The organism is Curtobacterium uvaldense (genome assembly GCF_028307415.1).
GTDB lineage: Bacteria > Actinomycetota > Actinomycetes > Actinomycetales > Microbacteriaceae > Curtobacterium.
On record NZ_JAQMHU010000016.1, the window covers coordinates 60,784 to 83,373 of the forward strand.

24 protein-coding genes and 1 pseudogene are annotated in these 22,590 nt (G+C 73.1%); 10 read left to right on the plus strand and 15 right to left on the minus strand.

Annotated elements, in window-relative coordinates; translation table 11 throughout:
* Position 1: 1 nt before the first annotated feature.
* Both PIJ49_RS10775 and PIJ49_RS10780 read right to left on the minus strand, forming a co-directional pair.
* The gene (locus PIJ49_RS10775) at positions 2-1,447 is read right to left on the minus strand and encodes a phytoene desaturase family protein (RefSeq protein WP_271826580.1); all 1,446 of its coding nucleotides are present in this window, start codon (positions 1,445-1,447) and stop codon (positions 2-4) included.
* Between the two features lie 212 nt (positions 1,448-1,659).
* Positions 1,660-2,346 (minus strand): hypothetical protein, encoded by a 687-nt coding sequence (locus tag PIJ49_RS10780; protein WP_066657291.1) that lies wholly within the window; start codon positions 2,344-2,346, stop codon positions 1,660-1,662.
* Between the two features lie 116 nt (positions 2,347-2,462).
* Here PIJ49_RS10780 and PIJ49_RS10785 point away from each other — a divergent pair, with 116 nt between their 5' ends.
* The gene (locus PIJ49_RS10785; protein WP_209684843.1) at positions 2,463-2,738 is read left to right on the plus strand and encodes a hypothetical protein; all 276 of its coding nucleotides are present in this window, start codon (positions 2,463-2,465) and stop codon (positions 2,736-2,738) included.
* A gap of 47 nt (positions 2,739-2,785) precedes the next feature.
* Here the strand turns inward: PIJ49_RS10785 and PIJ49_RS10790 are convergent, their stop codons facing one another.
* From PIJ49_RS10790 to PIJ49_RS10825, 8 genes are all read right to left on the minus strand, one after another.
* On the minus strand, positions 2,786-3,313 hold the full coding sequence (locus PIJ49_RS10790; RefSeq protein WP_066657295.1) for a GNAT family N-acetyltransferase: 528 nt from the start codon (positions 3,311-3,313) through the stop codon (positions 2,786-2,788).
* 258 nt (positions 3,314-3,571) lie between these two features.
* Entirely contained in the window at positions 3,572-4,675 is a 1,104-nt protein-coding gene (locus tag PIJ49_RS10795) for a glycine betaine ABC transporter substrate-binding protein (protein ID WP_209684841.1), read from the minus strand.
* Positions 4,672-5,451, minus strand: coding sequence for an ABC transporter permease (locus PIJ49_RS10800; protein WP_406907349.1), 780 nt, complete (start codon positions 5,449-5,451; stop codon positions 4,672-4,674). Before PIJ49_RS10800 ends, PIJ49_RS10795 begins: the two co-directional genes overlap by 4 nt.
* Positions 5,448-6,725, minus strand: coding sequence for an ATP-binding cassette domain-containing protein (locus PIJ49_RS10805; protein ID WP_066657297.1), 1,278 nt, complete (start codon positions 6,723-6,725; stop codon positions 5,448-5,450). The genes PIJ49_RS10800 and PIJ49_RS10805 overlap by 4 nt, the downstream gene beginning before the upstream one ends.
* Positions 6,712-7,359: an ABC transporter permease gene (locus tag PIJ49_RS10810; protein ID WP_251155594.1), complete on the minus strand. Its 648-nt coding sequence runs from the start codon at positions 7,357-7,359 to the stop codon at positions 6,712-6,714. The genes PIJ49_RS10805 and PIJ49_RS10810 overlap by 14 nt, the downstream gene beginning before the upstream one ends.
* 298 nt (positions 7,360-7,657) lie before the next feature.
* Positions 7,658-8,278: a DUF6197 family protein gene (locus PIJ49_RS10815; RefSeq protein WP_271826581.1), complete on the minus strand. Its 621-nt coding sequence runs from the start codon at positions 8,276-8,278 to the stop codon at positions 7,658-7,660.
* Between the two features lie 57 nt (positions 8,279-8,335).
* On the minus strand, positions 8,336-9,214 hold the full coding sequence (locus PIJ49_RS10820) for an aminoglycoside phosphotransferase family protein (RefSeq protein ID WP_271826582.1): 879 nt from the start codon (positions 9,212-9,214) through the stop codon (positions 8,336-8,338).
* A gap of 115 nt (positions 9,215-9,329) precedes the next feature.
* Entirely contained in the window at positions 9,330-9,995 is a 666-nt protein-coding gene (locus PIJ49_RS10825; protein ID WP_271826584.1) for a ScbR family autoregulator-binding transcription factor, read from the minus strand.
* Positions 9,996-10,074: 79 nt separating this feature from the next.
* On the opposite strand from PIJ49_RS10825, the gene PIJ49_RS10830 reads away from it, so the two are divergent.
* Positions 10,075-10,506 carry a hypothetical protein gene (locus PIJ49_RS10830; RefSeq protein WP_271826586.1) on the plus strand — a complete coding sequence of 144 codons (432 nt, stop codon included), beginning with the start codon at positions 10,075-10,077 and terminating at the stop codon, positions 10,504-10,506.
* Between the two features lie 49 nt (positions 10,507-10,555).
* Here PIJ49_RS10830 and PIJ49_RS10835 read toward each other — a convergent pair whose 3' ends face one another.
* The gene (locus PIJ49_RS10835; protein WP_271826587.1) at positions 10,556-11,707 is read right to left on the minus strand and encodes a PP2C family protein-serine/threonine phosphatase; all 1,152 of its coding nucleotides are present in this window, start codon (positions 11,705-11,707) and stop codon (positions 10,556-10,558) included.
* Positions 11,704-12,480: a ThuA domain-containing protein gene (locus PIJ49_RS10840; protein WP_271826588.1), complete on the minus strand. Its 777-nt coding sequence runs from the start codon at positions 12,478-12,480 to the stop codon at positions 11,704-11,706. The genes PIJ49_RS10835 and PIJ49_RS10840 overlap by 4 nt, the downstream gene beginning before the upstream one ends.
* Before the next feature lie 108 nt (positions 12,481-12,588).
* Between PIJ49_RS10840 and PIJ49_RS10845 the strand changes: the two genes are divergently transcribed.
* Positions 12,589-13,041: a DUF3817 domain-containing protein gene (locus PIJ49_RS10845; protein WP_271826589.1), complete on the plus strand. Its 453-nt coding sequence runs from the start codon at positions 12,589-12,591 to the stop codon at positions 13,039-13,041.
* A 192-nt stretch (positions 13,042-13,233) separates the two neighbouring features.
* On the opposite strand, the gene PIJ49_RS10850 is transcribed toward PIJ49_RS10845, so the two are convergent.
* Both PIJ49_RS10850 and PIJ49_RS10855 read right to left on the minus strand, forming a co-directional pair.
* The gene (locus PIJ49_RS10850) at positions 13,234-15,444 is read right to left on the minus strand and encodes an NADP-dependent isocitrate dehydrogenase (protein WP_271826590.1); all 2,211 of its coding nucleotides are present in this window, start codon (positions 15,442-15,444) and stop codon (positions 13,234-13,236) included.
* A 113-nt stretch (positions 15,445-15,557) separates the two neighbouring features.
* Complete coding sequence (locus tag PIJ49_RS10855) at positions 15,558-16,046, minus strand: hypothetical protein (protein ID WP_271826591.1); 489 nt, start codon at positions 16,044-16,046, stop codon at positions 15,558-15,560.
* Positions 16,047-16,208: 162 nt separating this feature from the next.
* Between PIJ49_RS10855 and PIJ49_RS10860 the strand changes: the two genes are divergently transcribed.
* The 3 genes from PIJ49_RS10860 to PIJ49_RS10870 all read left to right on the plus strand — a co-directional run bounded on the left by PIJ49_RS10860 (position 16,209) and on the right by PIJ49_RS10870 (position 19,849).
* Positions 16,209-17,291: a M23 family metallopeptidase gene (locus PIJ49_RS10860; RefSeq protein ID WP_271826592.1), complete on the plus strand. Its 1,083-nt coding sequence runs from the start codon at positions 16,209-16,211 to the stop codon at positions 17,289-17,291.
* A gap of 223 nt (positions 17,292-17,514) precedes the next feature.
* Entirely contained in the window at positions 17,515-18,831 is a 1,317-nt protein-coding gene (locus tag PIJ49_RS10865) for a hemolysin family protein (RefSeq protein WP_271826593.1), read from the plus strand.
* 112 nt (positions 18,832-18,943) lie between these two features.
* Positions 18,944-19,849, plus strand: coding sequence for a helix-turn-helix transcriptional regulator (locus PIJ49_RS10870; protein ID WP_209684832.1), 906 nt, complete (start codon positions 18,944-18,946; stop codon positions 19,847-19,849).
* 39 nt (positions 19,850-19,888) lie between these two features.
* Here PIJ49_RS10870 and PIJ49_RS10875 read toward each other — a convergent pair whose 3' ends face one another.
* Positions 19,889-20,164 carry a hypothetical protein gene (locus tag PIJ49_RS10875; protein WP_271826594.1) on the minus strand — a complete coding sequence of 92 codons (276 nt, stop codon included), beginning with the start codon at positions 20,162-20,164 and terminating at the stop codon, positions 19,889-19,891.
* A gap of 47 nt (positions 20,165-20,211) precedes the next feature.
* Between PIJ49_RS10875 and PIJ49_RS10880 the strand changes: the two genes are divergently transcribed.
* The 4 genes and pseudogenes from PIJ49_RS10880 to uraH all read left to right on the plus strand — a co-directional run bounded on the left by PIJ49_RS10880 (position 20,212) and on the right by uraH (position 22,476).
* Positions 20,212-20,850 carry an SAM-dependent methyltransferase gene (locus PIJ49_RS10880; protein ID WP_271826597.1) on the plus strand — a complete coding sequence of 213 codons (639 nt, stop codon included), beginning with the start codon at positions 20,212-20,214 and terminating at the stop codon, positions 20,848-20,850.
* A gap of 210 nt (positions 20,851-21,060) precedes the next feature.
* Complete coding sequence (locus PIJ49_RS10885) at positions 21,061-21,543, plus strand: FBP domain-containing protein (RefSeq protein WP_209684830.1); 483 nt, start codon at positions 21,061-21,063, stop codon at positions 21,541-21,543.
* 135 nt (positions 21,544-21,678) lie between these two features.
* Positions 21,679-22,137, plus strand: a pseudogene (uraD, locus tag PIJ49_RS10890) (2-oxo-4-hydroxy-4-carboxy-5-ureidoimidazoline decarboxylase); the annotation flags it as partial.
* On the plus strand, positions 22,138-22,476 hold the full coding sequence (gene uraH / locus PIJ49_RS10895; RefSeq protein ID WP_271826598.1) for a hydroxyisourate hydrolase: 339 nt from the start codon (positions 22,138-22,140) through the stop codon (positions 22,474-22,476).
* The last annotated feature ends 114 nt before the right edge of the window (positions 22,477-22,590 follow it).

The following is a 22,590-nucleotide window of genomic DNA, read 5'->3' on the forward strand; positions in this document are numbered from 1 at the left end:
TTCAGTCCTCCGGTGCGAGGTCGACGTGCTCGGACAGGCCGAAGGTGTGCCGCAGGGCGCTGCGGGCCGCGTGCCAGCCCGCCATGCCGTGCACACCCGGGCCGGGCGCGGACGCCTCCGAGCACAGGTACATGCCGCCGCCCATCCGCCACGGATCGGACGACAGGACGGGCCGCTTGACGAGCTGCCAGAAGCTCGCGGCCCCGGCGGCGATGTCGCCGCCGACGTAGTTCGGGTTGTACTCGCCCATCTGGACGGCCGTGCGGCTGCTCGACTGCAGGACGGTGTCGCGGAAGCCGGGCGCGAAACGCTCGACCTGCCGGACGATCGCGTCGGTCGGGTCGACGTCGGAGCCCGCGGGCACGTGCGCGTACGCCCAGAAGACGTGCTTGCCGCGCGGGGCCCGGCTCGGGTCGACCACGGTCGGCTCGCTCCCGAGGACGTACGGGCGTTCGGCGTGCCGACCCTGTGCCACGGCGTGCTCGGCCTCGGCGATCTCCGCACGGGTGCCGCCGATGTGCACGGTGCCGGCCTTCCGCAGCTCGGTGTTGGTCCACGGCACCGGGTCGGACAACGCGAAGTCGACCTTCGCCGCCGCGTTGCCGAACCGGAAGCGGCGCAGCGCCCCGCGCTTCGGGGTGGGGATCTGCTTCCCGGCGATGTGCAGCATGCCCGGGACGCTCGTGTCGAACAGGACGGCCTTCGCCGGGGTCAGGTCGGCGAGGGACCGGACTTCGCGCCCGGTCTCGATGGTGCCGCCGTGGGCGACGAGGTCGGCGGCGAGCGCGTCGACGATCGCCTGGCTGCCCCCGATCGGCACGGGCCAACCGCGGGCGTGGGCGTAGGAGCCGAGCGACAGCGCGGCCGCGGCGGTCGACAGGGACGGCATGTGCTGGATCGAGTGCGCCGCGACGCCGGAGACCATCGCCGGTGCGACCTCGTCGCGGAACCGGGCGTTCCAGGCGGCGCTGCCCTGCTCGAGGGCGCGGAGACCGAACCGCAGGACGGTGAGCGGGTGTTGCGGGACGTGCAGCAACGCGTCGGTGGCGAAGTCCGCGACCCGGTCGGCGCTGCCGGACAGGGGCGCCATGAGGTTCCGGAAGGCGCGGCCGTCGATGCCCAGGCCCTCGGCGGTGCGCTCGAGGTCGCGGTAGGCGATGCCGGCGCGGCCTCGGTCCAGGGGGTGGCCGTACTGCACCTCGGGCAGCCGGAGCTCGATGCGGTCCTCCATGCGGAAGAGCCGGAAGAACTCGGACTGCAGCGCCATGGGGTGCACCGCGGAGCAGACGTCGTGGTGGAACCCGGGCAGCGTCAGCTGTGCCGTGCGGGCACCACCGCCGATCGTGTCGTTCCGCTCGACGACCTCGACCGACAGCCCGGCCCGCGCGAGCGTCACCGCCGCCGCGAGTCCGTTCGGTCCGGCACCGACGACCACCGCATCAACCATGTGCCCGAGCCTAGGGACCCGCGCCCCCGCGGGCGGTCAGCCGTGCCCGGCTCTCGCACTTGCCCGCCCGCACGCGCCCGTTCCTTCCCATCACGCGCGCTGTACCTGGCGGGAACGGGCGTACCGGGTGGTCCGGCGGGACCAGGTACGCCTGATCCCGCCCGGTACGCCCGGAACGACCAGGCACCTGCAGGACCTCGCAGGGTCCGTCGTCAGGGGCGTGCGGTGTCCGCGTCGGCGGGATCCGTACCGTCCTCGGCGGCGTCGCCCTCGTCGGGCTCGTCCGCATCGGCCGGCGTCGCGACGGGAGCCTCGGCGCCCGCCGGGTGCTCCGCGAGCAGCGCCGCGAAGTCCTCGTCGAGCATCTGCTGCAGACGTTCGTCGCGGCCGATCTCGTAGTCCTCGGTCGGGCGCTGCGCCCACCCGAGACGTCCGACGACGGTCGTGCCGATGTCGTCCCACGCCCGGGCACGGGCCTGCAGCACGATGCGGTCGACGAAGCCCTGGTCGTCGCGCCGCCGGTCGAGCATGGCGGCGAGCTGCTCGTAGGTGGCCTCGCGCGTGCGGAGCTTCAGGTCGTCGCCGCGCTTGTAGTCGTGCTGGTGCTGCGAGCGCCCCCGCTTGTTGCTCGACGTGGACCGGATCTCCCGCATGCGGGCGGCGTCCCCGCGCTGCTCCTCGGCCATGCGGTGCAGTTCCTCGCGGGTGGCCTCGGCGATGACGGCGTGGTCGAAGTACCCCTGGTCGCGGAGGGCGTTCGTGATGATCCGGTTCGCCACCGCGACGGTGACGGCGGCCCTGGCGATGAGGAAGCCCTCGTCGACGGCCCGCTTCAGCTCCACCTGGCTGACCGGGCGGTCGCGAACGTCGTTCCTGGGGCGTCGTCCGAACAGGGCCATGCTCCGACGATACCGGCGTGCGGCCGTCCGTCCGCAGGAGGTCCGTCCCCGGGAGGACCCGCGGTCACACCACCGGGGGACGCGCCGCGGCAGCAGGACCCCGTAGCGTCGGGGACATGACCACCGTGCAGCACACCCCTCGGACCGGCCTCGGCACCGCGAGCCTCGTGCTCGGGGTCTGCTCGCTGCTCGCCGGGTGGACCTTCTTCGCCCCCGTCGTCGGCCTGTGCCTCGGGATCGCCTCCCGCAGTCGTGAGCCGATGGCCCGTGGCCGAGCGGGGTGGGGCATCCTCCTCAACCTCGTCGCGCTGGCGGTCTGGATCGTGGTCGGCGTGCTGCTCCTGCTCGGCGGCGCGTTCGCCGTGTGGGCGGGCGTGTCCCAGGGCCGCTGACGCAGCGTTCGTCTCGCCGGGGCCCGGCGGAGCGCCGCCGAGGACCGTCAGGTCAACAGCCCGTACACCGCCACGTCGACCCGTCGGGGCCCGAGCGGGAGCGCGCTGCGCAGCGTCCCCTCGTGCACGAACCCGAGCCGCTCGGCCAGCGCCCGGCTCCGGGCGTTGTCGACGCCGGTGCGGACCTCCACCCGGGCACTCCCCCGCTCGCGCGCGACCTCGAGCAGTGCAGAAGCGGCCCGTCGGACGATGCCGCGCCCCTCGTACCGCTCGTCGATCCAGTAGCCGAGCGACGCCTGGCCCAGGTACGGGTCGAGCGCGAGCGACACCGAGCCGACGATGCTCCCGTCCACCCGGACGACGCACGGCACCGCCCGGTCCATCGCGTACTGCCCGAGCAGCTGCTCCGTGTGCAGGACGAGCGAGTCCCGGGAGACCGGCGCCCAGGCCCACGGTTCCGCGGCCCGGAGGCGTGCGAGGTTGGCCTGCACCAGGTCGTGGACGGCGTCGACGGTGCTCAGGTCGCGCAGCGTGAGCGTGCACCCGTCGCCGAGGTCCCGTCCCGAAGCCGCCACGTGTCCGAGACTATGCACGCGGCGTGCGCGCCGTCCGGAGCCGGCCGCGCGGACACGCAGACACGCGGACACGCGGACACGCGGACACGCGGACACGCGGACACGCGGCCACGCGGCCACGCGCTCGACGCGATGCAGCCCGTCCGGAGCTCGCGAGCAGCGACGCGACCCCGCGGACGACGGGAGGCGCGGTGCCCACCGGCACCGCGCCTCCCGTCCGACAGGTCACCCGGTTCGCCCGGACGACCGAGTCACCCGTCAGGGCGCCGTGATGAAGCCCTTGTCCACCATCCAGTCGAAGGCGACGTCCGCCGGCTCGCGGCCCTCGACGTCGACCTGGCGGTTCAGCTCCTGCAGCGCCTCGTCGGTGAGCTCCGGCGAGATCTGGTCGTACACGTCACGGAGCTGCGGGTACTCCTCGAGCGTCTCGGAGTCGATCACGGGTGCGACGTTGTACGCCGGGAAGAACCCGCGGTCGTCCTCGAGCACGGTCAGGCCGAGCGACTTGATGCGGCCGTCGGTCGTGAAGACCTCGCCGAAGTTGCACTTGCCCCGGTCGGTCGCGGTGTAGACCGTGCCGGTGTCGAGGATGCTGACGTTCGACGTCGGCACGCCGTTCTCGCCGGACCCGCCGAGCTCCAGGCCGTACTTCTCGAGCATCGGCTTGAAGCCGTCCGCACGCGAGTTGAACTCCGACTCGACGCAGAAGGTCCGCTGGTCGACCGGCAGCTTCGTGATGTCCGACAGCGTCTTCACGTCGTCGAGCTCGGACACCGCCTCGTCGCGCACGGCGAACGCGTAGGTGTTGTTCATCGGCGCCGGTTCGAGCCAGGTCAGCCCGTTGCCGGCGTCCTCGTCCTTGACCGCCTGCCACTGCTCGGTCTTGTCGGGGATCCCCTGCTCGTGCGCCATGAACGTGAGCCAGGCGGTGCCCGTGTACTCGTACGTGAAGTCCGCGCCGTGCGAGGTCATCAGCTCGCGCACCGCGACCGACCCCGGCACGTTCGTCTCGTCGGTGACGTCGAACCCGGCCGCCTTGGCGGCGAGGACGGCGATCTTGCCGAGGACGAGCTGCTCCGTGAAGTTCTTCGACGTCACGGTCAGCTTCGCGTCGTCCGGCAGGTCGTCGATCCGCTGGATCGATCCCGGCGCGGCACCCGGCACGAAGGACGCGGCCGGCTGCAGGCCGCAGCCGGTCAGGACGAGGGCGCTCGCCCCCGCGACGGCGGCGGCGGCCACCCAGCGGCGACCGGTGGACGGACGGGAGGCGCGGCGGGCGCCCGTCCCGTCGGTGCGGGGGGCGCGACGTACGCCCTGCTCGCGGGTCGTCTCGTCGGCGTGCGTCGTGTCGTCGGGCGTCATCGGAGTCCCTTCGGTCGTGCGACCGTCTCGACCACGCGGCCGATCCAGTCGATGGTCAGGGCGAGGAGCGCCACCAGGAGCGCTCCGGAGACGAGCACCTTCGGCAGGAACAGGTTCACGCCCGTGGTGATGAGGAGCCCGAGGCCACCCGCGCCGACGAAGGTCGCCAGGCTCGCGGTGCCGACGAGCAGCACCAGGGCCGTCCGGATGCCGGAGAGCATGACCGGGACCGCCAGCGGCAGTTCGACCTTGAGCAGCACGCTGAGGGCGCTCATGCCCATGCCGCGGCCGGCCTCGACGAGCCGGTCGTCGACGCTCTGCACACCGAGCATGGTGTTCCGGAGCACCGGCAGGATCGCGTAGAGCACGAGGGCGACGACCGCCGACCAGCTGTTCAGGCCGAGCCAGGCCGCGAGCAGCACGATGAGCCCGACCGCGGGGGCCGCCTGTCCGAAGTTCGCGACGGCGATGACCGTGGTGCTCGCCCGCCGGAAGGGCCCGCGGGTGAGCAGGACCCCGAGCGGGATGCCGATCACGAGCACGAGCACGGTGGCCTGGAGCGTCAGGACGAGGTGCTGTCCGGTGAGCTCGAGGATGCCCGACGGGTTGAGGGTCGAGCGCTCGGTGGCACTGAGGTCCGCGGTGTTCAGCCAGAGGACCCAGGCGGCCAGGACCACCAGGATCGCGATCGGCTGGACGAGCAGGCCCTTCCAGGGGGTGCGCTGCGCGGTGCCCGGGCCGGCTGCGGCGGGCGCGTCGGTCGCGACGGCGGTCACAGGTCCTCCCCGGACGTCGCGACCGTCGGGGCCACGGGCGAGGACGGCAGGGTCTCGATCGGGTTCGTGTTCGTACCGACCGGCGTGTACGCCTGCTCGTCCGCGGCAGCCGCACGGGACCGGGTGATGGCCTCCATGACGGTCTCGACGGTGATGACGCCGCGGAAGGCGTCACGGCGCCCCGTGACGAGCGCGGCACCGGCGCTCGAGACGAGCATGGTGTCGAGCGCGTCGTTGAGCGTCGCCCCCTCGCCCACGACGGGCAGGGCGGGGTCGATGCCCTCCGGGATGCGGTCGAGGCGTTCGAGCTGCCGCCGGGACGGCCACCCGATCGGGCGCTGACGGCGGTCGACCACGACGGCGTGCCCGTGCCGTCCGGCCTCGTCCATGCGCTGCAGGACGGCCTTCGCCTCCTCGCCCGGCGAGCAGGTCACGGCGTCGACGACGTCGACGTCCCGCACGCGGTTGAGGGTCAGCTGCTTGAGGCCGGCGCCGGAGCCGATGAAGTTCTCCACGAACTCGTTCGCCGGTTCGGCCAGGATCCGCTCCGGGGTGTCGTACTGCACGATGTGCGCACCCTCGGTGAAGATCACGATCCAGTCGCCCAGCTTCACGGCCTCGTCGAAGTCGTGGCTGACGATGACGATCGTCTTGTGCAGTTCCTCCTGGATGCGCAGCAGCTCGTCCTGCAGGCGCTGCCGGGTGATCGGGTCGACGGCGCCGAACGGCTCGTCCATGAGCAGGACGGGCGGGTCCGCGGCGAGCGCCCGGGCGACACCGACGCGCTGCTGCTGGCCGCCGGAGAGCTCGCGGGGGAAGCGGTCGCGGTAGGTGGCCGGGTCGAGCGAGACCAGGTCGAGGAGCTCGTCGACGCGGGCGGCGATCTTCTCCTTCGACCAGCCGAGCATCTTCGGGACGATCCCGATGTTCGCCGCGACGGTCATGTGCGGGAAGAGGCCGCCGGCCTGGATGACGTAGCCCATGCGTCGGCGGAGCTCGTCGGCGTCGATGCCGGTGACGTCCTCGTCCCCGACGACGATGCGGCCCTCGGTGGGTTCGATGAGCCGGTTGATCATCTTCAGCGTGGTGGTCTTGCCGCAGCCGGACGGGCCGACGAGCATGACGATCTTGCCGGCCGGGATCTCGAGCGTGATGCCGTCGACGGCGGGCTTCTGCTGGCCCGGGTACCGCTTGGTGACCTCGTCGAGCAGGATGCTGCGGCCGGTGACGTCGCCCTCGGGGGCGGTGGTGGTGGCGGAGTCAGTGCTGGACACGGATACCTCTCGGGGTGGTCAGGCGGCCGAGGCCGATGAGGAGCAGGTCGAGGACGAAGGCGAGCAGGACGACCCCGACCACCCCGACGACGACGGAGTTCAGGGCGTTGGCGCCGCCGAGGCGGGACAGGCCGGAGAAGATGAAGCCACCGAGGCCGGGGCCGAGCGCGTAGGCGGCGATCGCGGCGATGCCCATCACCATCTGCGCGGACACCCGCACGCCGCTCAGGATGATCGGCCACGCCATCGGCAGTTCGACCTGCAGCAGGGTGCGCATCCGGCTCATGCCGATCCCCCGCGCCGACTCGACGACCGTCGGCGGGATCTCGGCGAGGCCGACCACCGCGTTCCGCAGGATCGGCAGCGTGGCGAAGAACACGACCGTGACGACGGACGGCACGACGCCGAACCCGAGCGGCACGATGAGCAGACCGATCACGGCGAACGACGGCAGGGTCAGCCCGACGGCGGACACCCCGTTCGCGATCGAGGTCAGCTGCGGACTGCGGTAGACGAGTGCTGCGAGCACCACGGCGATGAGCGTGGCGAGCACGGTGCACTGGACGACCAGTGAGAAGTGCTGCCACGACGAGAACCAGATCTGGTCCCATCGCTCCACGACGTACTGGAACACGGTTGGGCGCCCCTCCCTGGTCGGCCGAACGCCCCACCGGACGGGGCACGAACTCGACCGACCGTACGCAGGGGTCGGGGTACTTGACCAACGGCAAACGTCCGATCCGTGCAGTTCCTGCAATTTCGCGCAGGAAGAAACCCCAGTTCAGCGAGCAAGGGAGCGGTGTCACCTGGGAGAACGGTAACGATGTCGAGCAGCGGTCGGCTACTGCGGGGTCCTGCCCGCAGCGGGGACGACCCGCCGCACGGGGCACGACGGGTCGTCCGGTGGGACCCGGGACGGTCCGGCTCCCCGATCAGCCCGGCAGGGGGACGCGTCGGGCGGCGACCCGCTCGGCCTCGTGCACGGCGACCCGCTCCGCGGTGAGGAGCAGCGACGCGACCTCGGCAGCGCTCCGCCCGGGCCGGTCGTTCCAGGTGGTGAGGTCGCGGACCCGGGCCATCCGGACGTCCGGCGCCGGGCACCAGACCACCGGTCGCCCCTCGTCGGCGGCCAGGGCGTGCCACACCAGGTCGAGGGCCCGCTGCACCGGCTGCGAGTGCACGACCTGCGGGCCACCCGCCGCCGAGACGACGGCCCCCACCAGGCAGGCGGCGACGAGCGGTCGGCCCTGGGCGGCGAGCGCCGCAGCACTCGACGCCTTGCGCAGGCGTCCGTGCTCGTCGAGGTAGGCGAACCAGGAGTGTTGGATCCACCCCTGCTCGACGACGCCCCGTGCGCCGCTGAGCAGCCGTTGCAGGTCGTCGAGCTCGTGCAGGTGGGCGACCAGCCGTCGGTCGCGGGCTGCCGCGCGCCGGACGGCCAGGCGGTCGAGCAGACCGCGGAGACCGGTGCGACGGACGGCGTCGGGTCGGGCGGACGGGGCGGGAGAGGCGTCGGTGTCGACGTCGTGCGGGACGCGGAACTCGAGGGTCATCAGGCCCCTCCGATCTCCAGTGCACGGACAGGTGAGGGAACGGTAACCCCTGCGGGCTCAGCCGTCCAGCACCGCGTCGATCGCCCGGGCCGCGACCGTCCGGAACGCGTCGTCGTCCGTCACGGCGAGCGCCGACGCGATCGACACGGCCCACCCGCGCGCCCGGGCCCAGGTGGCGGGGTCCGCGTCGACGAGCGACGCGAACGTCCGCCCGCCGGCGTCGTCGAGCGTCAACCACCGGGTGGCGAGGTCGACCGCCGGGTCGCCCGCGGTCAGGTCACCGAAGTCGACCACGGCCGACAGGCGTCGGTCACCGAGCGGCGTCGGCTCGACGAGCAGGTTGAACGGGTGCAGGTCACCGTGCACCCAGACGGGAGGCCCGACGTGCGTCGGCGCACCGGCAGCGGTCCGCCAGAGCGTGGCCAGCTCCACGGCGCGGGGCACGTCGTCCGTCGCCAGTCGCGTCGTCACGGCCTCGCTCCGCGTCGCGAGCGGGACGGCGCGGACCGGGTTCGCGGGGGCGTCCGCCGGTGCCGGCACGTGCAGGCGGGTCACGACGGCGGCGAGGTCCCGTGCCACCCGGACGCCCTGGGCCTGCTCACCCGCCGGTCGCCCGGGCAACCACGGCACGATGCTCCACGCCCAGGGGTAGCCGAGCGCGGGACGGCCGGTGCGGACGGGCTCCGGGACGGGTGCGGCGTCCCCCACCAGCGCAGCGATCGTCGGCAGCCACCGCTGCTCGTGCTCGACGAGGGTGGCGGCCGCGGCGCGGCGGGGCAGCCGCACGGCGAGGGCGTCACCGGCACGGACCACGACGTTGTCCCACCCGCTCGCCACGACCCGCAGGGGCAGGTCGGCGAGGTCCGGGTGCTGGTCACGGAGCAGTGCGACGACCAGCTCGACGTCGACGTGGAACTCGGCCGCCGGGGTGCCCATCGGGCCAGGGTACGACGTCGTCGTCATCCCCGCGAAGTGGGGCTGCTGCGGAAACGTACTCCTTGGTATCCTCCAAGAGAAGCGACGTGGGTGTCCCTGGGGGGACCCGCGTCGCTCAGCCCTCCCCGGGGCCCTCCGGCCGGATGATCGCCACGAGTCGAGGCACCTCGGCCCGGGTCCGTTCGGTCGCCATCGCCGACAGCAGCATCGTCCAGAGCTCCTGCAGCCGGTCGTACAGGTCCGCCCGGTCGTGCAGCATGTCCGACACCATCTGCACACCGGCGACGGCGGGGCTCACGACGTGCCCGACGAGCTCCGGGTCCCACGACGGGTCGACCTCGCCGACCTCGATCGCCCGACGGATGATGTCGGCCGTGTGGTCCACCCAGCGGCCGAACGGGTGCTCGCGCGGGATCTCCCGGGCGTTCGGGTCCGCGGCGAGCCGGAGCCCGGCACGGACCACGACCTCCCGCGTCATCTGCGTCGCCACGCCCTGCGACATCCACATCAGGGACTCCAGCGGCGATGCCGAACGCGTGGCGGCGACCTCCGCGTAGTGCCGGGAGATCTCGTCCTGCCGAGCGATCACCGCGCTGGCGATGTCGGCCTTCGACCGGAAGTGGAAGTACAGCGCCCCCTTGGTCATGCCGGCACGCTCGGCGACGCCGTCCATCGACGCCCCGAGGTAGCCGCGCTCGTCGAACTCGGCCGCCGCGGCCTCGATGAGGGCCGCGCGCGTCGCCACCGCCCGCTCCTGCCTGATCCGGCCGTCCTGCGCCATGTGCTCGATGGTAACCAGCCGGCCCTGCCCGGAGGAGGCCCTCAGGGGACCCCCCGAGCGCTGCCGTACCGTGACCGGCATGGACGGATGGCGGGACCCGCGGCGCTGGGTACGGGTGGGACGGTGGCTGCTGCTGCCGATCGCCGTGCTCGACTGGGTGGCCCTCACCCCGCAACCGGTCGTCGTCATCGCCTTCCTGCTCGCCGTGGCCGGCATGGCCGGCATGGCGGCAGCCCTCGTCGTGCGGATGCTGCACCGGTCCCGTGGCGCGATGGCGGGCCTCGGCGTGGTGCTGCTCCTCGGGGGACTCGTGGTCCTCGGGCTCGACCCCTTCCCCGGCACGGTGCCGTTCCTCGACCCGTGGTGGCCGGACGCGATCACGCAGCCGCAGGTCGTCGGCAGCGCCTACTGGAAGACCGCCGGCCTCGGGGTCGAGCTCGCCGGCTTCGCGCTCCTGGCCACGCTGCTCGTCGCGGCAGCCACCGGACGACCGGCGCCCCGCGGCCGCTGACGCCGCAGCACGTCCACCCGGAGGGGCACCCGCCCCCGGCTCCGCGCGGTCAGGTGCGGGCGAGCACCACGACGGCGACGTCCGCGCCGTCGCCACCGACGGGGACGAGCGACCGGACGTGCGCGACGAGGTCCTCGGGGTGGGCCACCGCCAGCGCTCCGAGCCCCTGCACGTCCCCGACGCCGTCGAGCGCCAGCGCGCCGTCGGTCGCCAGCACCACGCGGTCCCCCGGCCCGAGGTCCAGCGCGCCGACCGTGCGCGGCACGGTGTCCGGCTGCAGGCCGATCGGCAGGTCCGACGACCGCAGCGCGGCCACCGTCCCGTCGGCCCGCACGAGCAGCGCCGGACCGTGCCCGGCGTCGACCCACTCGGTGTGACCCGTCGTCGGGTCGAGGCGCACGTGCAGGAGCGACCCGACGGCACCGCCGGCCGACAGGTCGGGGGCGAGCTGCGCCTCCAGGCCGGCGAGCGCGTCGTGCAGCGGCAGGTCCGTGCGGGCGACGACGGCGGCACGGACCGACGCCGCGAGGAGCGCCGAGGCCCGACCGCCCGCGGTGACCGTGCCGATCGTGGCCTGGACGGACCCGTCCGCGGCGGTGCGCCAGTCGACCAGGTCGCCCCCGTCCTCGTCCGGCTCGAGGAACCCGTCGACCGCGGCTCCCCCGGTCTTGACCGGGTCGGGCACGAGCCCGGTGAGGACACGTCGTACCCGGCCCCGCTCGATCGAGTGGCCGAGCTCGCGCTCCGCCCACCGGGCGAGGTCCCCGAGGAGCGCGAGGTCCTCGTCGGAGAACACCCGCGGCTGCGCGTCCATCACACACAGCGTCCCGACCCGCGTGCCGTCGGACATCGTCAACGGTGCGCCGGCGTAGAACCGGACCCCGTACTCGGTCACGGCGGGCGTGTCGGCGAAGCGGAGGTCGAGGAGCGTGTCCGGGACGACCATCGGCTCGGGGGTGAGCACCGTCGTCGCGCAGAACTGCCCGGTCGCCGGCACGCTCGTGCCCTGCTGGAACCCGAACGTCGACTGCGTGGTGACGAGGTCGTGGTGGACGAGGTTGAGGAAGGTCAGCGGGACGCCGAACGCCTCGTGCGTCATGCGGGTGATGCGGTCGAAGCGCTCCTCGGGCCCTGATCCGAGTACCTCGAGCGCCTCGATCACCGCAGTGCGGCGGGCCGCACCGTCGAGATGGTTGGTCACCCCTCCTGTGTACCCGCACCACCGGCGAGGAACCAGTCCCGCGGGTGGGGGTCAGCCGTCAGCTCGCGTCGCTCGGACACCGGGGCCGCCCAGGCCGCCGCGTTCGCGAGCACCCGCTGGATGTCCGGGTGGTGGTAGACGGGGTACTCCTGGTCGCCCGGCGAGAAGTAGAAGACCCGGCCGAGACCCCGGCGGTAGGCGACACCGGAGCGGAAGACCTCGCCGCCGGCGAAGGTCGACAGGAAGACCTCCTCGTCGGGGCGCGGGATGTCGAAGTACTCGCCGTACATCTCCTGGCGGTCGATGACGATCGGGTGCGGGACGCCGGCGGCGATCGGGTGCTCGGGTGCGATCGTCCAGACGAGCTCACGCTCACCGTCGTTCCGCCACTTCAGCGAGCACGTCGTGCCCATCAGGCGCGTGAACGGCTTCGAGTAGTGCCCCGAGTGCAGGACGACCAGGCCCATCCCGGCGTGCACGGCCTCGACCACGCGGGTGACGATCTCGTCCGACACGTCCTGGTGCGCGACGTGTCCCCACCAGAACAGCACGTCCGTCTCCGCCAGGCGCTCGGCGGTCAGACCGTGCTCGGGCTCCTGCAGCGTGGCGGTGCCCACCGATGCCTCGGGGTGGTGCTCCCGGAGCGCGGCGGCGATCACGGTGTGCATGCCGTCGGGGTAGTGCCCGAGCACGGTCGCGTCACCGCGGCTCTCGTGCACGTTCTCGTTCCAGACGACGATGTTCAGGGGACGGCTCTCGGTCGGCGCTGACATGCCCCCGACGCTACCCGCTCCCTTGGTCGAATCGATACGACCGGCGGTGTGTCGGGGGTGTCGGGGGGTGTCGGGGGTTCTCCCGGACGGGTGCGCGACCATGTCGGCATGACCCCTCGCTCCCTGTTCCGTGCCGCCGCGGTGGCCGAACTCGTGACCTGGACACTGCTGATCGCCGGGATGGTGCTGAAGTACGGGCTGGACGCCGGCGACCTGGGCGTGCGCATCGGCGGGAGCATCCACGGGTTCGTGTTCCTGGCGTACCTCGTGGTGACGACGGTCGTCGCGGTGAACCAGCGCTGGTCGGTCGGGGCGCTCGTGCTCGGGTGGGCGAGCGCCGTCGTGCCGTACGCGACCGTGCCGTTCGAGGTCGCGGTCGCCCGGCGCGGCATGCTCGAGGGCCCCTGGCGACGGACCGCCGACGAGCGGTCCGGGGTCTGGGACCGCCTGCTCTTCTTCGTGGTGCGTCGGCCCGGGGTTTCGGTGGCGATCGGGGTCGTGGCGGTCGCGCTGGTGTTCTCGGCGCTGCTGGTCGCCGGTCCCCCGGTCCCCAAGGGCTGACGCGGCGCCGCCCTCGGCCGACCCGGTCGCACGACTTGCCGCCCGCGATCGTCCCGGTCGCACGACTTGCCGCTCACGTCCGGCGGCGACGGCATGTCCTGCGACCAAGACAGGGTCTGAGCGCGACCGCGTGACGGACGGGAGGCGCGGTGCCAGCCGGCACCGCGCCTCCCGTCCGTCGTCGGTGCGCGCCTAGAGCGCGGCCAGCGCCTCGTTGAGGGTGGCCGAAGGACGCATCACGGCGTTCGTCTTCGCCGCGTCCGGGCGGTAGTAGCCGCCGATGTCGGCCGGCTTGCCCTGGACCGCCACCAGCTCGTCGACGATCGTCTGCTCGTGCTCGTCGAGCTGCGCCGCCAGGCCCTGGAACGCCGCTGCGAGCTCGGTGTCCTCGGTCTGCCGGGCGAGCTCGTCGGCCCAGTACTTCGCCAGGTAGAAGTGGCTGCCGCGGTTGTCGATCGATCCGAGCTTGCGGCCGGGCGACTTGTCCTCGTCGAGGAACGTCCCCGTGGCACGGTCGAGCGTGTCCGCCAGCACCTTCGCCCGTGCGTTGCCCGTCACACCCGCGAGGTGCTCGAGCGACACCGCGAGCGCGAGGAACTCACCCAGGGAGTCCCAGCGCAGGTAGTCCTGCTCGACCAGCTGCTGCACGTGCTTCGGGGCCGACCCGCCGGCACCGGTCTCGAACAGCCCGCCGCCGCCCAGGAGCGGGACGACGGAGAGCATCTTCGCCGAGGTGCCGAGCTCCATGATCGGGAACAGGTCGGTGAGGTAGTCGCGGAGCACGTTGCCCGTGACCGAGATGGTGTCCTCGCCGCGACGGATGCGCTCGAGCGAGAAGCGCATGGCGTCCTCGGGCGCCATGACCTCGATCTGCAGCCCGTCGGTGTCGTGCTCGCCGAGGTACTGCCGGACCAGCCCGATCAGGTTCGCGTCGTGCGCACGCGTCTCGTCCAGCCAGAACACGGCGGGCGACCCGGTGGCACGGGCGCGCGTGACGGCGAGCTTCACCCAGTCGCGGATCGCCACGTCCTTCGTCTGGCAGGCACGCCAGATGTCGCCCTGCTCGACCTCGTGCTCGATGACCGTCTCACCGGAGCTCGTGACGACGCGGACCTTCCCGTCACCGGGGAGCTCGAAGGTCTTGTCGTGCGAGCCGTACTCCTCGGCCTTCTGCGCCATGAGCCCGACGTTCGGCACGGAGCCCATGGTCGACGGGTCGAAGGCGCCGTTCGCGCGGCAGTCCTCGATGACGGCCTGGTAGATGCCGGCGTAGCTCGAGTCGGGGATGACCGCGAGGGTGTCGTGCTCCTCGCCGTCCGGGCCCCACATGTGGCCGGAGGTGCGGATCATCGCGGGCATCGAGGCGTCGACGATGACGTCGCTCGGCACGTGCAGGTTGGTGATGCCCTTGTCCGAGTCGACCATCGCGAGCTCGGGGCCGGCGTCGATCCCGTCGGCGAACGCCTGCGTGATCTCCGCGCCGTTCGGCACGCTGTCGAGCCCGGCGAGGATCGAGCCGAGGCCGTCGTTCGGGTTGAGCCCGGCGGCGGCGAGGTCGGCCCCGTAGCGCTCGAACACGGTCGGGAAGAACGCCCGGATGACGTGGCCGAAGATGATCGGGTCGGAGACCTTCATCATCGTGGCCTTGAGGTGCACCGAGAACAGGACGCCCTGGTCCTGCGCGGCACGGATCTGGTCCTGCAGGAACGCCTCGAGCGCGCGGACGTGCAGGACGGTGCCGTCGACGACCTCGCCCGCGAGGACGGGGATCGACTGCTTGAGCACGGTGGTGTCGCCGTCGGCGGCCACGAACTCGATCGTCAGGGTGTCGTCGGCGGGGGCGATCCACGACTGCTCGTTCGAGCGGAAGTCGTCCTTTCCCATCGTCACGACGTTGGTCCGCGACTCGTGGCTCCAGGCGCCCATGCGGTGCGGGTGCTTGCGGGCGTAGTTCTTCACCGACAGCGGCGCGCGGCGGTCGGAGTTGCCCTCGCGCAGGACCGGGTTGACGGCGCTGCCCTTGACGCGGTCGTAGCGGGCCCGGACGTCGCGCTCCTCGTCGGTGGTGGGCTCGTCAGGGTAGGCGGGCAGGTCGTAGCCCTGCGCCTGGAGCTCCTTGACCGCCGCCTTGAGCTGCGGGATCGACGCCGAGATGTTCGGCAGCTTGATGATGTTCGCCTCCGGCGTCCCCGCGAGCTCACCGAGCTCGGCCAGGGCGTCGTCCAGGCGCTGCTCGTCGGTGAGCCGCTCCGGGAACTGGGCGATGATCCGACCGGAGAGCGAGATGTCGCGGGTCTCGACGTCGACCCCCGCGGTGCGCGCGAACGCCTCGACGACCGGCAGGAACGAGTGGGTGGCGAGGAACGGTGCCTCGTCCGTGAGCGTGTAGATGATCTTGGCCATGCTGGCGGGTACTCCCTTGTTCGACCGTGCCGGACCTCGGTCCGTCCACGGTACTCGCGGCGCGGTTTCTCTCGACGTCAAGATACCCGGTCGGGCCCTGCCGTGGGGTCGGGTCAGATCGTGATCCGGAACACCCGGACCCCGGCGGCCCGCAGCCCGGCGGTCCCGAGGCGGGTCCGCATGCTCCGGAAGGGGCGCTTGAAGCCCGAGCGGGCCGAGGCCACGCCGATCTGGTGGAGCACCTCGGACGTCAGCGTCCGCTCGACCTTCGGGGCGAGCCGGGTCACCCCCGAGACCGTGATGACGATGCGCACGGCGTTCGGCGCGAGCAGCGGCGCGATGAGCTCCGCGGCCTCCTGCGCCCGGTGGAACGCGGGGTCGTCGCCCGGTCGGCGGATCGCGATCACCGCGAGGTCGGCATCGGCGTGCTCGTGGGGATCGGGGAGGTCGCCCACCCCGACGACCCGCATCCTGGCGGCGTCGACGCCCGCACGGACGGCCGACGCCCGGAGGACGGGGAGCAGTTCCTGGGTGCCGGCGAGCACGACCTCGGCGGTCGCGAGGTCGATGGGTTCGTGGCGTTCCCGCGGCGTTCGGGCCATGGCGCAGGTCCTTCCGGTCGCTGGTCTCGGACACTACCGACGCGACGTCCAGCGGGCACGCAACCGCGGTGACACGTCAGCGGACTGTCAGCCGTTCGGTAACGGGAAGATCACGATCACCCCTGTACAAAGCGACAGACTCGTGCAGAATGGTCTGCGGCCATGACGACGACACACGACACCGACCAGCAGCAGCCGGAGACCCCGGTCGTGCACCTGTCCCGTCGCGCTGCCCTCGAGGCCGAGCGCGCAGCGGCCGGCAAGGCAGCGCGTCGCACCCGCGCTCCCCGCCCGTCCCGCTCGGACGCGGCCCCGGCGGTCGCGACCGTCTCCCCCGCACCGGCGCCCGGCCGAGCACCCGAGTCGTCGGCGGCTCCGGCTCCGGCTCCGCACACCGTCCCGGTCGCTGCGCGGTCGGGACGTCGCACGACCGAGGCCCGGGCCACCACCGAGCACGTCGACGCGCGGATCACCCGGGTCGTCCGTCGACGGAGTGCCGCGCTGCCGGTCGCCGCGACGCCCGCGGCACGTGCAACGCGCCCGTCCCGCTCGCACCGCGCGAGCCGCATCACGCTGACCAGCGCCGCTGCCGCACTCGCGATGTTCGCCGCGTCCGCGATGCCCGCCCACGCCAGCGCCGGCACCTCGTCAGCGACGTCCACGCTCGCGCCGCAGGTCCGCACCCAGGACTACGCGGTCACCCAGGCGGTCACGGCGGCCGCCCTCGACCGCGACGACTTCACGGTCGGCGGCGGGCAGCAGGTCGTCGTCGCCGGTGACGGCGGCGCCGAGGGCGCGGTGTCGTACGGCGGCGAGGTCCGCTCGCCGTTCCCCGGCCCGGTGCGCATGAGCTCCGGGTTCGGGTACCGCTCCGCTCCGTGCGCCGCGTGCTCCTCGCTCCACCAGGGTCTCGACTTCAACCCGGGCATGGGCGCCCCGATCGGCGCCGTCGCCGCCGGCACCGTCCGCGTCTCAGGCACGTACTTCTCGTACGGCACGACGGTGATCATCGACCACGTGATCGAGGGCCGCCGGGTCTCGACCCTGTACGGGCACATGATCCCCGGGTCGTCGCCGCTGCGGGCCGGCGACACCGTCGAGGCCGGCCAGTTCATCGGCAGCGTCGGCTCCTCCGGCGTCTCGACGGGTGCACACCTGCACCTCGAGGTCCTGATGGACGGAGTCACGCCGATCGACCCCGAGGCCTGGCTCGAGGCCCGTATCGGCCGCTCGCTCACGATCTGACCCGAGCACGACCCGGCCCGAGCACGACCTGACCCGGGCTCGATCCGACCTGGGCGACCCGGCGGATCGTCGGGGCCGCTGACGTCCCGGTCCGTGCACCCCGGACCCACAGCACTCGTGCAGCACCGGCGCGGCGACGTCCCAGCATGGCTGTACAGGATCACAGCATGGACGATCACCACAGACCGCCCGCCCGTCGCCGACCCACGGGGGTGTCCCGCTGATGGACGCCGACACCTGGATCGCCTTCGGGCTCGTCATCCTCTTCGTGCTCGTCGGCGGTGTCTTCGCCGCGGCGGAGATCGCCCTCGTCTCGCTCCGCGAGTCACAGCTGCAGCAGCTCGAGCGACGTGGCTCCCGCGGAGCCCGGGTCGCCGCGCTCGGGCGTGACCCGAACCGCTTCCTGTCCGCCGTGCAGATCGGCGTGACCGTCGCCGGGTTCTTCTCGGCCGCGTACGGTGCATCGTCGATCGCGCCGGACGTCGCGCCGCTGCTGTCCGGCCTCGGACTCGACCAGGGGGCGGCCGAGGCCGTCGCCCTCGTCCTGATGACCCTGGTCATCGCCTACCTGTCGCTCGTGTTCGGCGAGCTCGTGCCGAAGCGCCTCGCGCTGCAGCGCGCCGAGGGCTTCTCGATGGCCGTCGCGCCGACCCTCGACCGGTTCGCGACCGCGATGCGCCCGGTGATCTGGGTGCTGTCGAAGACCACGAACGGCGTGGTCCGGCTGCTCGGTGGCGACCCGGACGCCCGCAGCGAGTCGATGAGCACGGAGGAGCTCCGCGGTCTGGTCGAGGACCACGACGCCATCGACGCGCAGGGTCGTCGCATCGCCCGCAGCGCCCTCGACGCCGGTGACCGGATCCTCCGCGAGTCGATGCGCCCCTGGTACGACGTCTCGACCATCGACGCGTCGCTCAGCATCGCGGACGCGACCGACCACGCCATCGAGGTCGGCCACACCCGGTACCTGGTCACCGAGGGCTCGCGGGACGACGTCGCGGGCTTCGTGCACCTCCGCGACCTGCTCCGCCCGACCGACCCGACGGCACCCGTCTCGACGCTCGTGCGCCCCGTGCTCGCGCTGCCGGAGACGAAGTCGCTGTCGAGTGCCATCGCGGACATGCGCACCGAGGGACACCAGATCGCGCTCGTGGTGGACGAGTACGGCGGCAGTGCGGGCATGGTCACGCTCGAGGCGCTGCTCGAGGACCTCGTCGGCCGCATCAGGGACGAGTACGACCCGCCGGCCGCCGAGTCCGACGGGATCGACGGTGCGACCGTGCTCGAGGACCTCGCGGCCGACGGCGGTCCGCTGCTGCCGGACGGCGACTACGAGACCGTCGGCGGGCTCGTGCAGGTGCACCTCGACCGCGTGCCCGAGGTCGGTGACGTGGTCGAGACCGGCGAGCACCGCCTCGAGGTCACCGAGATGGACGGGCACCGGGTGGCGCGTGTGCGGGTCACTCCCCGAGCGGCGGACGCCGCCACGGCGGTGCCGGCGGCCACCGAGCCGGTGCACGCGGTCCCGCCCGTCTCCTAGCCGGGCCACCGCCGGACGGGAGGCGCGGTGCCGACCCGCACCGCGCCTCCCGTCCGTCACGGGTACCGCCGGTGCCTGTCGTCGCGACGGTGCCGCCACGTACGCTCGTGCCATGGGTATCGACGTGCGCAACGAGATCCGTGACTTCCTGTCCTCGCGGCGGGCGCGGCTCACCCCCGACGAGGTCGGCATGCCGTCGTTCGGCGGCGGCGTCCGCCGGGTGCCCGGCCTGCGTCGGCACGAGGTCGCGATGCTCGCCGGGGTGAGCGTCGACTACTACACGCGGCTCGAGCGCGGCTCGCTCAAGGGCGTCTCGGACAGCGTGCTCGAGGGACTCGCGGGCGCGCTGCAGCTCGACGAGGACGAACGGACGCACCTGTTCGACCTCGCCCGTCTGGCCAACGCCGGCGTCAAGGTGATGCACCGGAACGTACCGACGCGTGTCCGGCCGGGCGTGCAGCGCCTGCTCGACGCGATCACCGGCGCGCCCGCGTGGGTGCGGAACGAGCGCGGCGACGTCGTCGCGACGAACGAGCTCGGCCGGGCCCTGTACGCGCCGATGTTCGCGGGCCCCGGGCGCCCCGTGAACACCGCACGGTTCACGTTCCTCGACCCGGCCGCGCGCGAGTTCTTCCCCGACTGGGCGGCCACCGCGCGCGAGGCCGTCGCCGTCCTCCGCGCCGCGGCCGTCGCGAACCCCTGCGAGCCCGGTCTCGTGACGCTCGTCGGCGAGCTCTCCACACGGAGCGAGGAGTTCCGCGGCTGGTGGGCTGCCCACGACGTCCGGGTGCACCGACGGGGCGGCAAGCGCATCGCGCACCCCGTCGTCGGGGAGCTGCAGCTGGACTTCGAGGCGCTCGAGCTCGTCGCCGACCCAGGCCTGACGATGTTCACCTACTCGGCGGAGCCGGGCAGCGAGTCCGAGCGGTCGCTCGCGCTGCTGGGGACCTGGGCCGCGACGGAGCGGTCCGAGCGGCTCGCCGCCGTGCGCGCGGGCGAGGCCGAGCTGGACGACTGACGGGCCGACCGGACGACCGCCGTGGTCAGCGGTCGGTCGTCACGGCGCGGTCGGTCCTGCGGGTCCCTCGGGGCGAGGGGAGCCGTCGGTGCCGTCGGTGCTGTCAGTGCCGTCGGTGCCGTCGTCGCTCCCGAGCGTGTCGACGAGCGAGTCCACGCGGAGCCGGTCGATGCGCAGTTCCTTCTCGGTCGCGGTCAACCGCAGCACGCGGATCGCGGCGAACACGAGCACGATGAGTGCGACGACGAGCACGAGCAACAGCAGCACGACCGCCAGGTAGACGATGCTGACGACGGCGAATCCCCCGGAGACCATGCGACGACGCTAGCAGGGAGCGTTCGTAGGGTGGGGCCGTGACGAGGATGCCGGTGGACGAGGACACAGCGGCGCTCCTGCGACGACACCGCCGCCCGGAGCCGACGTTCGTCCGTGCGGTCGCGGGGTCCCTGGCCGATGCCCGCACCGTGCGCGAGGAACGGCCTGGTCCGGTCTCGTACGTGCCCGCGGACCGGCAGGTCGTCTCCGACGGGGACGCCGACGCGGTGCTGCTCACCTTCCCGAGCGTGGACACCGTCGCCGGGCTCGCACGGCCCGAGGACGGCCGGGTCGTCGTCCTCGCGCGCGACCCGGACCGGCTCCGCACCGGTTGGCTCGCCGAGTACGCGTCCGCGGTGGTCGCCGCCGAGGCGGACACGCTGCCGACGGTCGACCGGCTGGCGACGCTCGTCGGACCGTCCGTCGAGGTCGTGCGCCTCCCGGTGCCGTTCACCTGCGTGGACGGCTTCGGCGAGGGCTACTACGCGCGACCCGAACGGCTCCTCGACGCCGATGTCCGCGCCGCCGACCCGGCGTGGAGCCTGGTCGACGACCTCACCGCTCGCCGATCGGTCGCCGCCCTGCGGAGCGCGCTCGCGTCGGGCGAGTGGGACAGCCGGTACGGGGCACTCCGCCGGCGGCCCGCGCTCGACGGGTCGGTCGTCCTGCTGCGGCCCACTCCGTGACCGGGTCGTCGACGCGACACGCCCGGCTTGACACGCCGTCGTAGGCTGGGAGCGTGAGTCAGCAGGAGGTGGTCGGCGCGCAGAGCGCCGGCATCAGGGCGTGACGCCCCCGGCTGTGCCGTCCGGCACGGCCGCGTCCGTCGAACCCTGATCACACCTCCGCCCGTGCGGCGCGCACCCGCGCCCGGGCCCGTCGAGAGCGACCACACCGTGCTGCCCATCAGCGAGAAGACCATCCGTTCGTCCTTCGTCAACGCCTCCCGCAAGGAGGTCACCGACCTGACCCTGCCGACCGACCTCGAGACGCTGGACTGGGAGTCGCTCGACTTCCTCGGCTGGCGCGACCCGAAGACCGCGCGCCGCGCCTACGCCGTCGTCCCGACGCTCGAGGGCGACCTCGTCGGCATCCTGTTCCGGCAGGCCGAGGCGTCGCCGCGTGCACGGGCGCAGTGCTCGTGGTGCCAGGACGTCAAGCTGCCCAACGACGTCGTCTTCTACGCCGCCAAGCGCTCGGGGAAGGCCGGTCGGAACGGCAACACCGTCGGTACCCTCGTCTGCCAGGACTTCCAGTGCTCCCGCAACGTCCGACGCCCGGTGCCCCCGGCGTACGAGGGCTACGACGTCGAGGCCGCCCGGGTCCGCCGGATCGAGGACCTGCAGCTCCGGATCGCGTCCTTCGCCGCCGACCTCTGAGCCCGCCGAAGCCGCGGGACGCAATCTTGGCGGATGCTCGCAGCGCTGTACCGCTGCGAGCCTCCGCCGACGTTGCGTGCCGCGGAGGAGCCCCGGGAAACGCCGGCGTAACGCGCGGTCCCTAGGGTGTGGCGGGTGGACCTCCGCGACTTCGACTCCGCCCCCGCCGACGACGCCCGACGGACCGCCCTGCACTGGGCAGCGGTGCCGGCGTGGGCCGACGCCCTGGTGGCCGCTCGACCGTTCCGCACCGTGCCGGCCCTGGTCGCAGCGGCCACCGAGGCGGCGGCGCAGTGGACCGCGGCGGACCTCGACACCGCCCTCGCCGAGCACCCCCGCATCGGCGAGCGCACCACCGAGGCGTCGTCGGCCCGCGAGCAGGGCGCGATGGCGACGGCGGCGGACGACGTCGCAACGGCCATCGCCCGCGGGAACGCCGCGTACGAGGACCGGTTCGGCCGGGTGTTCCTCGTGCGTGCCGCCGGGCGGACGCCGGAGGAACTCCTCGCCGAGCTCGAGCGGCGCCTCGCGGGGGAGCCGGACGCCGAGGTGACCGAGGCCACCGCTGCCCTGGCCGACATCGCCGTGCACCGGATCCGAGCGACCTTCGGCGTCCCGCACCTGACCACGCACGTGCTCGACGCCCGCACCGGCACCCCGGCCGTCGGTGTCGCGCTGACACTGCGTACCCCCGAGGGCGAGGTCCTGGCCACGGGGGAGACGGACGCGGACGGGCGCGCGGGGCTCGGGCCGGACGTGCTGCCCCGTGGGGACCTGGAGCTGCGGTTCGACACCGGCGCCCACCACCGCGCCGCCGGGGTCCCGACGTTCCACCCGTACGTCGTCGTCGCGTTCACGGTGACCGGGACCGACCACCTGCACGTGCCGCTGCTGCTCAGCCCCTTCGCCTACAGCACCTACCGCGGCAGCTGACCAGGCGGTCGCCCGGCGCCCGGCGCCCGGCGCCCGGCGCCGAGTCTCGCCCAGGCGGACACGTTCGTGGTCCCACGACCGCGAACGTGTCCGCGGAGCCGAGTCTCGCTGGAG